Genomic DNA, 14,560 nt, shown 5'->3' on the forward strand with positions numbered 1-14,560 from the left:
GCCGCCTGATGCCGACGGCGAAGCGGGATCTCGCAACTCGTGGACGATCAGAAATCGCCCATCACTTCGCCGCCCGCCCGAGTTCCCAAGGCGCCCCAGACGCCGTACGGACTGGGCCCGCTCGTCGGCAGCTCCGACGTTTGCGTTCCCGCTTCGATCGTTTCGGAGATGAACCGGACCGAGCCGTCGCCCAGGCAGATCTGGAGCCCGCCGGTGTGATAACTGGTCGCCGTCAGCATGCCGGCCCCCTTGTGGTGGGTGCCGTTCTGGCAACTCGGGCCGTTCGGGGGGACGGCCGTGATGAATCCGGTACTCGGCGCGTCGCCGCTGTGCCAGTTCTCGCCGCGGGGGTTGGTGTTCGTCCCGCTTGGGTAGTAACCGGGGTTGGCGTCGTCGGTGGCGCTCGACACGCATTCCGCCGGGTCGCGAATCTCAGGACCCCCGAACACGCCGACGCGGCCGAGGTGAGACAACGTCTGCTCGGAACGGGCGATCTCGCCGACCAGCACCGTATTGGTGGTCCCGTCGCGCAAAGACCTCATTCCCCGCCATTCGTAATGACCAAACACGCCGCGGTTACTGGCGTACGAATTGCCGGACGCCCCCGGGTCCAGGTTGGTCGAGTTGTAGTTGCGGGCGCCTTGGGCGTTGTCGCCCCAGCAGGCGGCGTAGTTGGTGTCGCCCGCGTCCAGCGACTGCTTCCCGTCGGACGGACAAAGGATGGCGCCGATTTGCGCCTGGTACGGTTTGTAGTTGAACGTCCAGAACGGCGGCCCCATCGCGGGCCAGACGTCCGGTTCGCCGGACTGCACGTCCTCGTTGACCAGCGGCCGGCTGATCTGGTTCCACAACGCCGTCTGATCGAGGTAAGGCAGGATGAAGACGAGCCAACCCGCCCGGTGAGCGTTCCCGGTGCTGCCGTCCGGGTTCTTACTGAGGCTGGTCCCCGAGTTTCCGGCGGGAAACAGCTTGTAGGTGCTGTGATAGTTGTGCATCGCCAACCCAATCTGCTTCAGATTGTTCTGGCACTGGGCCCGCCGCGCCGCCTCGCGCGCCTGCTGCACCGCCGGGAGCAACAGCGAAACGAGAATGGCGATGATCGCGATCACGACCAACAGTTCAATCAGCGTGAAGCCGACGCGTGACGAACGTCTACGGGAGCGGGACATGTTGGAAAGGGGGATTAGGAAGAGACGGGAACGCTCTGCGTGGAGAGTGAAAGGCGTAATGCCTTCGGAGATCTCGCTACCGTTCGAGGCTATGCGCGTCGCCGCTCCGAGTCAATTGGAGCGTTCGTTCACGTTGATGCGTCTCCCGTCGGAGCCGCCGGCCCAAAGCAAGGCCGTAGCGAAGCTCCCTCAGCCCGGGAAGATGCCCTCGCCGGCGATCTGGCCGTCGCGCATATAGATGCTGCGTTTCGCCCGCTCCGCGACGTTCGGCTCGTGGGTGACCATGATGATCGTGCGACCCTCGTCGCGGTTCAATTCGTCGAACAACGCGAGGATCTCCTCCTCCGTTTTGCTGTCCAGGTTCCCGGTGGGTTCGTCGGCGAGGATAATCTCCGGGTCGTTGACCAGCGCCCGGGCGATGGCGACGCGCTGCTGCTGGCCGCCGGAGAGCTGGAACGGCTTGTGGTCCAACCGCCCGCCCAAGCCCACGCGGTCGGCGAGGGCTTCGATCCGCACATGGTCCGCGGGGGTGATCTCCCGGCCGCCGGACTCCTCGCTGCGGTAGTGCAGCGGGACCTCGATATTCTCCAGCACGGAGTACTGGGGGATCAGGTTGTAGCTCTGAAAGATGAACCCGATCAGCCGGTTGCGGGCCTCGGAGAGGGCGTCGTCGTCCAGTTGGGCGACGTCGTCGCCGCCCAGGAAATACTGGCCGCCGGTGGGGCGGTCGAGGGCGCCGAGCAGGTTCAGCATCGTGCTCTTGCCGGAGCCGCTGGTGCCCATGATCGCCAGAAAATCCCCGCGGGGGATCTCCAGCGAAACGCCCCGCAGGGCGTGCACGGTGATCTCGCCGAGATAGTAGTGCTTATGCAGATCGACGATCTCGGCGGCGAGTTCCGACTTCACGGCGTCTCGCTCTCCGTCGCCCCGTCGTTCCCCGACTCCCGGTCGCTCTCCGTCGCCCCGTCGGTCTCCGTCGCGTCGGTCTCCGTCGCGTCGGTCTCCGTGTCCTCGGACGCGGTCACGCCGAGGCTCTGCGGGGCCTCGGCGTTCCCGGGTTCGGGCGGGGTCTCGGCGGCGGCGGCCTCGCGTTCTTCCCGCAATCCGGTCGCCTTGGCGCCGAGGCGCTGTTCGAGGTCGCTCAGTTGATCGGCGAAGTGGGTGCGGGGGCTCATGACGACCTGCTCGCCGGCCTCCAGCCCGCTGAGGATCTCCACGGCGGTCTCGTTGGCGACCCCGATGGTCACTTCCCGGCGCTCCGGGCTGCGGGGGGCGAGGACGAAGGCGAACCGCTTCCCGCCGACGCTCACGATGCTTTGCATCGGGGCCTGGAGCACGTCGCTGCGACTCTCGACCAGAATCTCCAGTTCGCAGGTCAGCCCCGGCTTGAGCTTGGGATCGCCGGGGCCGAGCGGGTCCAGTTCGACCGTCGCCTCGTATTCCTTCAGATCGCTGCGGAGCCAGCTGCCGCTGACCGGCACGCTGGAGACGGCCGTCACCACGCCGCGGAACTCGCGGTCCGGGTAGGCGTCCACCCGGGCGATCGCCGGCAGGCCGGTATTAATCTGGGAAATCTGGGACTCGTGAATCTTGGCGTTCACCTTGATCCGCGAGAGGTCCGGCAATTTGACGAGGTCCTGCCGGGGGAAGACGGTGGCGCCCTTCTCGACGGACTGATCCTCCCCGCGGCGGCTCTCCTGGGAGACGTACACCACTTCCCCGGCCTGCGGGGCGTAGATGCTGGTGGCGTCCAACTGGCGCTTCGTGCGGGCGAAGTTCGCCTCCTCCACCTCGAGCGTCAGCCGAGCGGCCTCCAGTTCCGCCTGGGCCTGGGCGAGGGCGGCTTTCGTCTGGGCCTTGACGCGTTCGACGTTCCGGTCGGTCTCCGTCTTGTTTTCCCGCAGCTCCGCGAGCGTGCGGGGCTTGGTGTACTGCTCCAAGACGCGGAGGCCCTCCCGGGCGGCGTTCACGTCGATCTGGGCCTGGTTGACGGCGATCCGCTTCGTCTCGACTTCGTTGAGGGCCTGATAGCCCTTCTTCGCCATCCGCTTGCTGAACTCGTAGTCTTCCTCTGCCTGGGAGAGCGTTTCCCGGGCGACGGACAGCTCGCCCTCCAATTTCTGCCGCTCCTGTTCGTACTCCCCGTCCTCGTACTTGGACAGGTCGAGCGCGGCGAGGGTTTTCGCCAGCGCGGCGGTGGCGACGTCGGATTCGTTCTGCTTCAGAACGATCTCGAGGTTCTGCGTCGCCGTCTCGAAGGCGGCCCGGGCCTGCGTGACCTTCAACTGGTCCTCCTGAAGCTCTTCCTCGACCGGCACCGCGTCGAGCTGCAGGATCAGATCGCCCTCCTCGACCATCGTGCCGGCCGGCAGCAGGGAGACGATCGTGGTGCTCTCGCCGGTCTCGTTGGAGAGCACGACGCTGTTGACCGCGTCCAGTTCGCCCTTCTCGCGGACGGTCACCCGGAACGGCCCCCCCACCACCGTCTGCGGGGCGTAGCGGGTCATGTCCTCCTCCGCCCCCACGAAGCCGGCGAACAGCCCGCTGTACGCCAGCGCCGCCAACGCCGCGCAGGTTCCCAACCCGATCAGCAGCGCCTTATTCAACGAGCCCCGCCTGGTTGACGAAGCCCGCAGCGAACAGCCCCGGGTCAGAGTGGCACGGCGGGTCACGTCGGGCGCCTTGGGCGTGGGGAGGGGGCGTGGGACGGCAGGCGGCGGCGAGGAACGCCGCGGGCGGGGAGCACAGTCTAACCGCCGCCGCGGATGCGGGGAGGGGAACGCGGGGGCGCCGTCCGATCTTTTCAACCCCGAACGGTCCGGGTCGTTCCGCTCAAACAGGTCGACCCCCGGCTCATTTTCCCGTCGACGGGGCGGAGGCCGTGCCGCGGGGCGGCACAGGCGGCTCCCGTCACCAACCGCCCCCGGGTCGGAACGTTCACCCGCCGCTCACCCGCGGAGCACCATCGCCACGCCGCCGACCATCAGCGTGACGCCGACCAGCCGCGCCCAGGTTGCCGGCCGCACGTCGTAGCCGGCCAGGCCCCAGTGATCGAGGAGCACGGCGCCGGCGAGTTGGGCGACGATCATGATCCCCAGCCAAGACCCGGCGCCGACCTTGGGGGCGAAGATCAGGCTGGCGGTGACGAGGAACGCCCCGAACGCCCCGCCGCAGAGCGTCCACCACGGGGCGCCGGCGTAGTCGGCCGGCTTCGGCAGCGACCGGGCGATCGCCAGGCAGGCCACGGCCGTGCAGGTCAGACCGACGATGTAGCTGGTCAGCGAGGCGTGCAGCTTGTGGCTGAGGATCTTGCCCAGCTCGCCGTTGATCCCGGGCTGGCAGGCCAGGGCGAATCCGGAGATCGACCCGGCGACGATCGCCGCCGCCAACACGCCCACCCCCGGCCCCGAAGCGACGGCAAGGAGCGGGGAGGACATGGGCATCGGGCGGACTTTCGGCGGGGGGCGGTGCAATCGGGCGGCGCCGCAGCCTAGGCGCGAGGCGCCCGACCGTCGCCGGAACCCCGCCCGCCGCCGGCCGGACCGCGGCTTCACCGTTTGTTCACGAGAACCTCGCCAGACCTCCATTCGAAGAACCGATCGTCCCCACCCGAGGCCTTTTCGTCCCTCCCTCTTCGGTCCGTTTTTGCCATGCGTCGCCCCTCAAACCGTTCACCCGCGCTGATGCTTCGGCGTCGATCCGGGTTCACCCTCATCGAACTGCTGGTGGTGATCGCGATCATCGCGATCCTGGTCAGCCTGCTGCTCCCCGCCGTGCAGCAGGCCCGGGAGGCCGCCCGCCGCAGCCAGTGCCAGAACAACCTGAAAAACATCGGGTTGGCGATGCACAACTATCAGAGCACCCACAAGAAGTTCCCGTTTGCGTGGAACAGCCACGGGACCGGCTGGTCGGCGATGATTCTGCCGCAGCTTGATCAGCAGGCGATCTACGACACGCTCACGTTCCAGGAGAGCGGCGCCGGCAACTACGGCTCGGGTCCTGACAACGAGAGGATGTGCGGGACCCTGATCCCCACCTTCCGCTGTCCCTCGATGACGGCGGACGAGCATATCTCCTCCAACAGCGGCATCCCCGGCCGCGTGCCGTCGGCCTACTCGGCGAACATCTCCAGCGTCAGCTGGTTCGATAACTCCAACGGCGCCACGAAGACCCCCGAGGATTATTACTGGGACCCGAATTGGACCGACCCGAACCCCGACGAAGACATCTTCCCGACCTTCGCGTTCAGCAAGCCCCACGACGGCATGTTCTGGGAGGACAGCGCGACCTCCTTCAAGGACGTGAAGGACGGCGCCGGACAGACGATCCTCATCGGCGAGGTCTGGACCGACCCGGAGTTCGGGCAGGACGGCCAGGGGATGGACCACTGGTACATCGGCTCCCCGCAGATCGACGCCCCGGACACCAACGAGTGCACGGAGTTCGTCGCCTCCACCGCCGTGCCGCTGAACACCTGGCTGGACCCGATGTCCACCGGCTTCATGAAGGAAGCGGCCTTCGGCAGCGAGCACACCGGCGGAGCCTTCCTGGGCATGGTCGACGGGTCCGTGCAGTTCGTCTCAGACACGATCGACTTCGACACCTATCAGGCCCTCGGCAGCCGCAACGGCGGCGAGGTGATCGACGGCGCCTTCTGAGCGCCGCCGCTCCGCTTTGACCCACGACGCCGAACCGGCCGCCGCCTCTTCGTTCCAACGCGGCGGCCGGGGTCGGCTCTTTCCGACTCTCCCGCGAGCGGCCCCCGCCCCGGTCCCCGCGGCCGCGGCGCCGCCGCCCGCGCCCGTTTCCCACCTTCTTGTCATTTTAATGTCCGTACTCGCTTCGTCGCTCCGGCCGCTCGGCCGGGTCGTTCCCCTGTTTGCGCTGGCCCTGACGATCGGGTGCGGCGGGCCGAGCCCGGACTACCGGTCCGTCGGGCTGGCCGACGTCTCCGGCGTCGTCACGCTGGACGGCGCCCCGCTGGAGAACGCCGTCGTCCGTTTCTACGAGGCTGGCCGGCGCGTCCGCTACAGCTACGGCCAGACCGACGCCGACGGCCGGTACTCGTTGCAATTGAACACCCGGCAGGACGGCGTTCTGCCCGGCGAGAAGGAGGTGGTGATCTCCACCGCCGCGACCGGGTTCGAAGTCAAGAACGGCGGCGGGCCGGAACGCGTCCCCGCCCGCTACAACCGCGACACCGAACTGACCCGCACCGTGGAGCGGGACGGCTCGCACAGTTTCGATTTCGACCTCACCTCCGACGGCGAGATCGCCGAACCGAGTTCGTGGAGCGGAGCCGCCAGCGACGAGGACGAAGTCGTTAACGAGGGCTGAGCCGACGCCGACGGGCGTTCTTCTGAAGCCGGACCGGCGGCCGGGGCGGAGCGATCCGTCCCGGCCGCGTCGTGCGCCGCGGCCCGGCCGCGGGGTCGGTCAGTTCCCGCCCCGCTGCAGGGCCTCGCGCCGGGCGGCCCGCATCTCCTTGGCGAGGTCGCGGTCCCGTTCGATCCGGGCGGCGTCCGACAGGCTGTCGGCGACGGCGACGGTGCCGACTTCCGCCAGCAGCGTCGTCGCGGCCCGCCGCACTTCGAGCGTCTCCGACCCCAGCAGCGCCGCCGCCGCCGCTTCCGCGGGGGCGCCCGGCTGGCGGAGCGCCGCGACGACGCGGTCGCCCGCCCCGGTCACGTCCGCCAGCGGCGTCAGGGCGGCGGCGGCGGCGGGGTCGTCGTGGATTCGCTCCAGCACGGTCGTCACCGTCGACGTCTGCGGCGAGCCGGCCCCCGCCGCGGCCTTCCCGGCGGCGGCGTAGTGCTCCGGCGTCGAGGACCACCGCAGCAGGGCGCCCAGCAGCGCCGGTTCGAACCCGCCGCCGGAGCCCTCGTAGTCGCTCCCCACAAACTCGCCGCCGCCCTCGGAGGGGCTGCCGCCGAACGGGCTCTCCGACCCGGACGGCGGCCCCTCGGCCGGCGGCTCGTCCTCCGGCGGGGCGGGCATCGCGGCGAGCAACGCCGTCCGCACCTCCTCGGCCCCCTCCGGCGCCGGGGCGTCCGACACTTCGGAACGGGGCGCCGGGGCGACCGCGGAGAGGAACCGGGCCGCCGTCCGCTGCGCCTGGGGGGAACCGCTCTCAATCGCCCGCAGCGCCCAGACGCGGGGCTCTTCGCCGGGGGCCGGGGCGGCGTCGGCCGCTCCGTCGCCGGAGGCGTTCTGACGGGCGGTTAGATCGAACGCCCACCCCACCGCGTCCCCGTCCGCCGGCGCCGGCAGGGTCCGCGGCCCCGCGGCCGTCTCGGCGGTCGCCGCCAGCACGTTCGGCAATCCGGCGTCGCCGCTCGGCGGCTGGGGGAAGGTCGCGGCGGCGGCCCTCTGCGGCAGATGGGTGCGGGCCGCCGACAGCCACGCGGCGGGGTCCTCCACCGGCCCCGCGACGATCAGAAAGGCGGTCGGCCCCTCCTCCGCCGCGGCGTCCACGGCGTCCGCGAGGTCGGGGCTTCGCTCCGGGCGCCGGTTGGGGCGGTCCGAGCCGTCCGCGTCCCGGGCCGCGGGGGCCTCGTCCGGCCGCGGCAGAACCAGAACGGTCCAGCCCGCGGTGCGGGTGTCCGGCGTGCCGGGGTCGCCGTCCGGGCCGAGGGCGAAGGCGTCCCGCCGCACGGCCTCGGCGGTCGTCGCCGGGCTCGGCGGCGCCGGGGTCGGCCGGTCGTTCTCGCTGTTGTCGTAGGGGTTGCCGCCGAACGGGTTGTCGCTGCCCCCTGTCGAGCTGGCCATGCTCGCCAGCCGCTCGCGCTCCTCGTCGCTCATTCCCCCGTCCCCGTTCCCAGACGACCCGGCGGAGGGCGTGCGGAGGGTGAGGACGGCGGCGGGGGTCGGGGCGTTCGCCTCGGTCAGCCATCCCTCCAGCAGCGCCGCGGCGTCGAGCCGCACGGCGCCGGTGCGGGAGATTTCAAAGTCCTCCGGCTCCGGCCCGGCGACGGGCTCGGCGGGGGCGAGGAACTCCGCGGCGCCGGCGGCGTCGGCGGGATTCGGCAGATCGCCCAGCAGCACGACCGGCGGGGCGTTCGGCGCGGCGCCGGCCAATAACCGCGGGGGCGTGTCCGAGGGGAACGCCTCCGCCATCGCGTCCCGGGCCAGCGCCGCCAGCCCCGGCAGCGGCACGTCCGTCCCGAGCACCTGCACGGCGGCGGTGCGATCCGGATTCGGCGAGGGGCTGGCCGCCAACCCCAGCGCCACCCGGCGATCGCGGACCGCCCGCCGGGCCGTCACCTCCGCCGAATCCGCCCGTCCGCCGGCGGCCATGGCCCGCGGGGTCGGCCGCGGCGTCGCCGTGCGATCGGGCGTCGGATTGCGGGCCGGCGCGACCGTCCGGGCCGGGGCGGCGGGGGCCGCGGCGGCCGGAGTCGCGGGGGCGGCGGCATTCGCGGCGGGCAGCCCCACGGCGGGCCGCGTTTCACCGACGACCGTCGCCTCCCCGCCGCACCCGGCCGACAACAGACTGACGGACAATAGACCCGCAAACGCAAGACGCATGGAGGTGTCGCCCGGGGAGGGAGCGCCGGCGGCGCGGGGGAGCGGGAACAGGTCGCTCATGGATAAACCGCAATGAGGGAGGAAAGTGTCGATGCTAACTCCTTTCCCCCGCGGACGCCGCAGGGACCTCGGGAGTTCCCGCGTTCTCGCCCTTCGCAAACGCCCTCGGATACGCTGCGACCATGGTTCAGTCCCCCTGCCCTGCGCGTCGCCCCCCCGTCCGCGGCTCGAACGTGGCGGGGGGCGGAAATCCGCCCCCCAAAGTCGGCGCCGATTCACGCGGATTCACGGCGCTGGAACTTGCCTCCGTGCTGGCCCTGATCGCCGTGTTGGTGAGCCTGTTGCTCCCGGCGGTGCAGCAATCCCGGGAGCGGGCCCGGGCGATGCAGTGCGTCAACAGCCTGACGAACCTCGGCGCCGCGATGCACCACTACCACGCGGTGCACCGCGGCTTTCCCATCGCCCAGGGCGGCACCGACGGCGGGGGCGACCCGACCGTCGAAAGCAACGCCGGCCGGCTCAGCACGTTCGTCCCGCTGACGCCCTACCTCGACGCCCCGCCGCTGTGGGAGGCGATTCGCACCTCCCAGGCCCGCCCAAAACTCAACGAGGGCGGATGGGACGACCCGGGCGGCGATCCCTATGCAGACGAACTGTATGAAGAGGTGGCCGACGACACGGAGGACGACGGCCGTCCGCAGGTCGCCGGGCCCTTCCCCCCGTTCGGCCCGCACCCCGACGAGGGCTCCTATGAACCGTGGGCGACGCAGCTCCCGATTCTGCTCTGCCCCTCCGACGGCGCCCCCGGCCCCGCCGCGGGGGAGGTCGCGGACACGAATTACGTCCTCAACTGGGGCGACCACGGCCTCTATAACGGCCGGTCGGACAACCCCCGCGGCGTGGCGAAGGCGGGCGGGGTCGTCACGCTGGACGAAATCACGGACGGCCTCGGCAACACCCTATTAATGTCGGAGACGCGGCGGGGCGAGGGGGGCTGGGCGTTTTCCGCGAACGTGGCCGTCGGGCTGCCGGCGACCATTTTTGACGATCCGCAGACGAACTGCGTCGCGGCAGTCGGCGACCCGGTGGAACCGGGCTTCTACGGGCAAACCGCCGCGGCCGTCGTCACGGCGCCGCTCCGCGGCGATCGCTGGACGGACGGGGCCGTGGCCTACACCGGGTTCAACACGATCCTGCCGCCGGGCGGGCCTTCCTGCGTCGTCGGCGGAACCCGGACGGACGAGGCCGGGGGGACGGTGGTCAACCCCGCCGCCGACTTCGCCGGCGGCGGGATTCTCTCCGCGGGGTCACATCATCTCAACGGCGTGAACGTCCTGCTGGCGGACGGGTCGGTGCGGTGGATCGCGAACGAGATCGACGCCGGCGATCCCCACGCCGGCCAACCGACCGACCCCGCGGCGCTGGCGGCCGGCGACCTCGGCGAAAGCCCCTACGGCCTGTGGGGCGCCCTGGGCACCCGGGCCGCCGGCGAACTGACCGGCGGCTTCTAGCAGGCTCGGCGGTGAGTCCGGAGCGTAAGCTCCGGCCGGGCGTTTCGACGCCGGCTGCGCCGACAGTCGGAGCTTGTGCTCCGGGCTCACGGCTTCACCCCGCGACGACGGGATGCAGTTTGCGATAGCACGCCGGCGGCGGCGGGCCGGGCGAACGTGGCGGATCGGGGGAGAAAACCCGGCCGGCTGACCGGGCGGACCCGGTCGTGCGGGCCAAGAGGGCATTCCGGCCGCCCGCGGCGCCGGCAGGCCCTTGCGAGAGCGCCCTCGCCACGCGATCCTCCTATCTTACGCAGTCGCCCCGGGCGGCGCGGGCTTCAGGATCAGCGTCGTTCGATCCGGGGCTTGGCGGTTCTCACTCATCCCTCGATTTTCATCTGGTCGGAGACGATTCCCATGGTACGGCGGGCACTCGGAGTTTTGGCGGCGGCCGCGGTGTTCGCCGTGGCCGTCCCGGCTGACGCCGGGCTGTTCGGTCTGTTCGGCGGCCACGGCCAGGGCAGTTCCGGCGGCTACGGCTCGTACGGCTCCTCCGGCGGGAGCTACTACGGCGGGTCCAGCGGCGGCGGTTCCTACGGCGGATCGAGCGGCGGGAGCTACTACGGCGGATCGAGCGGCGGCTCCAGCGGCGGCTACTACGGCGCCACGAGCTACTACGGCGGGTCCAGCGGCGGCTCCTCCTCCGGTGGCGGCGGGCTGTTCGGCGGCGGCGGGCTGCTCAGCGGCCTGTTCGGCCACCACCGCAGCGGCGGCGGCTCCTCCGGCGGGTACGGCTCCTACGGGAGCTCCGGCGGGTCCTCCGGCGGCTACGCCACCTACTACGGCGGCGGTTCCTCCGGCGGGTTCGGCTCCTCCGGCGGCTACGGCTACGGCTCCGGCGCCTATTACGGCGGCGGCCTCGGCTCCTCCGGCTACTACAGCGGGTACGGGGCCGTCGACGGGCCGTCCTACGGCGGCAGCTACGGCTCCTACTACGGCGGGTCGTTCGGCTCCTACGGCGGCGGCTACGGCACCTACTACGGCGGCGGATACGGCGGGTCCTACGGCGGCGGATACGGCTACGGCAGCCACGGTCTGTTCGGCGCCGCCGCCCCGGTCGCCTCGCCGGCCGTCGCCTCCCCGTTCGTGCCCGGCGCCCTGCCGGCCGGCGTGGCCGGTCCGATCGCCCCGGGCGTGGAACTCGCCGCGAACGAGCGGGCCGCCGGCAACCTCCGCACCGCCGCGAAGGTCGTGCAGCGGAACGAAACCCGCGCCCAGATCGTGATGAACCTGCCGGACGCGGCGACCGTCACGCTGGTCGACCAGCCGATGGGCGGCGAAGGCCCGGTGCGGATGTTCGAGAGCCCGGACCTCGAAGCCGGCCAGGCGTACGCCTACCCGATCACCGTCACCCTGCCGGTCGAAGGCTCCGCCGCCCCGCTGAGCGTCGAAGCCGTGCAGGTGGTGCGGGCCGGCGTGCGGGTCGAACTGACCGCGACCGTCGTCGACGGCGTGCTGACCCTCGTCCAGTCCCCCGGCCAGGCCGGCGCCCCGCCGCTCAAGACCGCCACGGACAGCCCGAGCGATCTGAACGCCCCGGAGTCCGCCGAGCCCGCCGCCGGGGAACCGGCCGTGGCCGACGACCGCGTCGCCCTGCGGTAACGGCCCCCGGCGCGACAGGGCGCCGGAGAGACATTGAGAACGCCGACGCCGGCCGGCTCCGTCCCACGGAGCCGGCCGGCTTTTTTGCTTGGACCCGGTCGCTCCGAGACGACTTCGCCCTCCGAGACCGGATCGAACGGGGGCCGTTCGCCCGGGACTGGTCTCAAACCGCTTGTCAGTGAGAAACAGAATTTTCGGAACTGGCCTTGCCTCCGCCGCCACATTAATCCCCAGAGGCTTGCAGCACCCCCCGGTCTCCGTCACCCTTACAGCTTACCCAGCCGACCCTGGCGGCGCAGGCGCCGCAACTGGTCGACGCCTGTTCGGCGTGCGACGGTTTCGGCCCTCCCCCCTGACTCACCCCCCTGCCGGAGAAGGTTCCTATGTTGAAACGGGCATTCGGAGTTCTCACTATCGCTGCGGCGTTCGCCCTGGCCATCCCGGCGAACGCCGGCCTGTTCGGGCACGGCTCCAACGGCGGCTCCAACGGCGGCGGTCTGTTCGATCACGGCGGCTCCAACGGCGGCGGCCTGTTCAGCGGCGGCCTGTTCAAGAAGCACGGCGGCTCCAACGGCGGCGGCCTGTTCGATCACGGCGGCTCCAACGGCGGCGGCCTGTTCGATCACGGCGGCTCCAACGGCGGCGGCCTGTTCGATCACCACAAGTCCAATGGCTCCAACGGCGGCGGGCTGTTCGACCACTTCAAGTCGCACGGCTCCTCCGGCGGCGGCGGCCTGTTCAGCGGCGGCCTGTTCAAGAAGCACCACGGCTCCAACGGCGGCGGCCTGTTCAGCGGCGGCCTGTTCAAGAAGCATCACGGCTCCAACGGCGGCGGCTACGGCAGCTACGGCTCCTACTGAGCCGAACCCAGTCGACGACACGGGCCTGCGGCGTTGGCGCCGCGGCCCGGACCGTTTCATGATCCACCGGTCGGTTCCGCACGTGCGGGGCCGGCCGGTCGTTTCGTTATCCGCGCCCAAATCGGCGCGGTCCCCCCGGTCCCGCGGCGGTTTCGGCCCGCTCCGCTCGCCATCGGCCGCGACTCGCCCCACGCTGGTCCCGTGCCCGAGCCTTACGTCCCCGCCGTCGATTCCGTCGCCGAGCCCGTCGCCGAGCCCGTCGTGGACGCGCCCGCCGAACCCCCGGCGCCGCGGCCGCGGTGGTGGACGCGGTGCCTGTGGGCGGCGGCTCATCTGGCGCTGGCGTATCACCTGATCAGCCTGGCGATCGGCCCGGCGGCGATGATGCCGCCCTCCTCCGAGGTGCAGCGCACGATCCTCGCGGGCTCGCAACGGTATCTGAGGGCCCTGTACCTGGAGCACGGCTATCACTATTTCGCCCCCGAGCCCGGACCGAGCACGCTGCTCAAATATGAGGGAACCCGGCCCGACGGCAGCCGCGTGGCGGGCGTGATCCCGGACGTCGACGGACACTTCCCCCGCCTGCTGTATCACCGGCATTTCATGCTGACGGAACGCCTCGCCGGCCCGGTCGGGCGAAGCCCGGACTACCAGGCGGCGCTGGCCCGGGGGCTGGGCCTCGAAACGGGAGCGGAGGAGTTGAGCCTCACCGTCGTCACCCATCGCCTGCCGGAGATCCGCGAAGTGCGGGCCGGGTTCGGCCTGGACGACCCGGCGACCTATTCGGAGCGTCCGCTGGGCCGGTTCGACGCCCGCCCGCTCACGCCGACGGAGGTGGAGCCGTGAGGGGTTATATTCACGCCGTCGCCGCGTTCGTGCTGAACCTGCCGCGGCGACTGGCGACGGACGCCGCGGATCTCGCCGCGGCCTATCACCGGTTCTGGTTCGCCCCGTCGGCGCCGTACACGCTGGGCGTGGTCCGCATGCTTGCGGGCGGGATGGCGCTGTATAGCACGGCGATCTGGGGCCTCGAGTTCGACGCGTTCTTCACGAACGGCGGCTTTCAGCCGTTGGAGATGGTGAACGTCCCGGGGACGATGTCCTTCTGGTTCTTCGTGCCGGACGCCTGGGCGTGGCCGGCGCACCTGCTCTGCCTGGGCGCGCTGGCGCTGTATACGGTCGGGCTGGGCACGATCGTGACGAAGTGGCTGGCGTTCGTCATCGTCGCCTCCTACGCCCAGCGGGCGCCGATGGCGACCTTCGGGCTGGATCAAATTGAAACCTTCCTCACCCTGTATCTGGCGCTGGCGCCCTGCGGGGCGGCGTATTCCGTCGACGCCCTGCTGCGGAAGCGCCGGGGGGGCGGTTCGTCCCGCAATGAAGTGTCACCCCGCACCACCGTGGCGACGCGGCTGATTCAGGTGCACCTCTGTGTGCTCTATACCTTCGCCGGGCTGGCGAAACTGAAGGGGGAGGCCTGGTGGGACGGCACGGCGATCTGGAAGGCGATCTCCAACCTCGAATATCAAACCGCGGACCTCACCTGGCTGGCGGCCGCGGAGCCGGTGGGGCACCTCATCACCCATGTGACGGTCGTGTGGGAGCTCACGTTCTGGGCGCTGGTCTGGCGGCCGCGGCTGCGGCCCTACGTGCTGGCGATCGGCACGGGGATGCACCTGGGGATCGGGGCGTTTCTGGGAATGTGGACGTTCGGTCTGGTGATGACCTTCGCCTACGTCGCCTTCGTCCCGCCGGAGACCTTTCGCCCCCGTCTCTCCCGGCCTACTCCCCAGTCCTGACGCGTCGCTTGCGGTTTCGCGGGCGACGGAGACTCTTCAGCCCCCGCGAAACC

12 protein-coding genes are annotated in these 14,560 nt (G+C 70.9%); 7 read left to right on the forward strand and 5 right to left on the reverse strand.

What is annotated here, in order from left to right:
* Nucleotides 1-47: 47 nt before the first annotated feature.
* From CA12_RS03275 to CA12_RS03290, 4 genes are all read right to left on the reverse strand, one after another.
* On the reverse strand, nucleotides 48-1,169 hold the full coding sequence (locus tag CA12_RS03275; protein WP_145357468.1) for a DUF1559 domain-containing protein: 1,122 nt from the start codon (nucleotides 1,167-1,169) through the stop codon (nucleotides 48-50).
* Between the two features lie 189 nt (nucleotides 1,170-1,358).
* Entirely contained in the window at nucleotides 1,359-2,075 is a 717-nt protein-coding gene (locus CA12_RS03280) for an ABC transporter ATP-binding protein (protein ID WP_145357469.1), read from the reverse strand.
* A complete protein-coding gene (locus CA12_RS03285) occupies nucleotides 2,072-3,775 on the reverse strand; it encodes an efflux RND transporter periplasmic adaptor subunit (protein WP_145357470.1) in 1,704 nt (567 codons plus the stop codon). The genes CA12_RS03280 and CA12_RS03285 overlap by 4 nt, the downstream gene beginning before the upstream one ends.
* Nucleotides 3,776-4,117: 342 nt before the next feature.
* Nucleotides 4,118-4,606 carry a DMT family transporter gene (locus CA12_RS03290; protein ID WP_165700523.1) on the reverse strand — a complete coding sequence of 163 codons (489 nt, stop codon included), beginning with the start codon at nucleotides 4,604-4,606 and terminating at the stop codon, nucleotides 4,118-4,120.
* 246 nt (nucleotides 4,607-4,852) lie between these two features.
* On the opposite strand from CA12_RS03290, the gene CA12_RS03295 reads away from it, so the two are divergent.
* Together CA12_RS03295 and CA12_RS03300 are read left to right on the forward strand one after the other, a co-directional pair.
* Nucleotides 4,853-5,827 (forward strand): DUF1559 domain-containing protein, encoded by a 975-nt coding sequence (locus CA12_RS03295; protein ID WP_145357472.1) that lies wholly within the window; start codon nucleotides 4,853-4,855, stop codon nucleotides 5,825-5,827.
* Between the two features lie 169 nt (nucleotides 5,828-5,996).
* On the forward strand, nucleotides 5,997-6,506 hold the full coding sequence (locus CA12_RS03300; RefSeq protein WP_207622127.1) for a transthyretin-like family protein: 510 nt from the start codon (nucleotides 5,997-5,999) through the stop codon (nucleotides 6,504-6,506).
* 99 nt (nucleotides 6,507-6,605) lie between these two features.
* Here the strand turns inward: CA12_RS03300 and CA12_RS21785 are convergent, their stop codons facing one another.
* Nucleotides 6,606-8,756 carry a hypothetical protein gene (locus tag CA12_RS21785; protein ID WP_165700524.1) on the reverse strand — a complete coding sequence of 717 codons (2,151 nt, stop codon included), beginning with the start codon at nucleotides 8,754-8,756 and terminating at the stop codon, nucleotides 6,606-6,608.
* A 248-nt stretch (nucleotides 8,757-9,004) separates the two neighbouring features.
* Here CA12_RS21785 and CA12_RS03310 point away from each other — a divergent pair, with 248 nt between their 5' ends.
* The 5 genes from CA12_RS03310 (at nucleotide 9,005) to CA12_RS03330 (ending at nucleotide 14,507) form a co-directional block, all read left to right on the forward strand.
* Nucleotides 9,005-10,207, forward strand: a complete 1,203-nt coding sequence (locus tag CA12_RS03310; RefSeq protein ID WP_165700525.1) for a DUF1559 family PulG-like putative transporter — start codon at nucleotides 9,005-9,007, stop codon at nucleotides 10,205-10,207.
* Between the two features lie 444 nt (nucleotides 10,208-10,651).
* Entirely contained in the window at nucleotides 10,652-11,848 is a 1,197-nt protein-coding gene (locus CA12_RS03315) for a TIGR03000 domain-containing protein (RefSeq protein WP_145357474.1), read from the forward strand.
* Between the two features lie 383 nt (nucleotides 11,849-12,231).
* Nucleotides 12,232-12,708 (forward strand): hypothetical protein, encoded by a 477-nt coding sequence (locus tag CA12_RS03320; RefSeq protein ID WP_145357475.1) that lies wholly within the window; start codon nucleotides 12,232-12,234, stop codon nucleotides 12,706-12,708.
* Nucleotides 12,709-12,909: 201 nt separating this feature from the next.
* On the forward strand, nucleotides 12,910-13,554 hold the full coding sequence (locus tag CA12_RS03325; protein ID WP_145357476.1) for a hypothetical protein: 645 nt from the start codon (nucleotides 12,910-12,912) through the stop codon (nucleotides 13,552-13,554).
* A complete protein-coding gene (locus tag CA12_RS03330) occupies nucleotides 13,551-14,507 on the forward strand; it encodes an HTTM domain-containing protein (protein ID WP_145357477.1) in 957 nt (318 codons plus the stop codon). Before CA12_RS03325 ends, CA12_RS03330 begins: the two co-directional genes overlap by 4 nt.
* Nucleotides 14,508-14,560: the final 53 nt, after the last annotated feature.

The sequence above is a fragment of the Alienimonas californiensis genome (assembly GCF_007743815.1).
In the GTDB taxonomy this organism is placed as follows: domain Bacteria; phylum Planctomycetota; class Planctomycetia; order Planctomycetales; family Planctomycetaceae; genus Alienimonas; species Alienimonas californiensis.

Coding starts and splice junctions, on each gene's coding strand:
- CA12_RS03275 (WP_145357468.1), bottom strand. CDS start 1,169: ATGTCCCGCTCCCGTAGACGTTCGTCACGCGTCGGCTTCACGCTGATT.
- CA12_RS03290 (WP_165700523.1), bottom strand. CDS start 4,606: ATGTCCTCCCCGCTCCTTGCCGTCGCTTCGGGGCCGGGGGTGGGCGTG.
- CA12_RS03295 (WP_145357472.1), top strand. CDS start 4,853: ATGCTTCGGCGTCGATCCGGGTTCACCCTCATCGAACTGCTGGTGGTG.
- CA12_RS03300 (WP_207622127.1), top strand. CDS start 5,997: ATGTCCGTACTCGCTTCGTCGCTCCGGCCGCTCGGCCGGGTCGTTCCC.
- CA12_RS21785 (WP_165700524.1), bottom strand. CDS start 8,756: ATGAGCGACCTGTTCCCGCTCCCCCGCGCCGCCGGCGCTCCCTCCCCG.
- CA12_RS03320 (WP_145357475.1), top strand. CDS start 12,232: ATGTTGAAACGGGCATTCGGAGTTCTCACTATCGCTGCGGCGTTCGCC.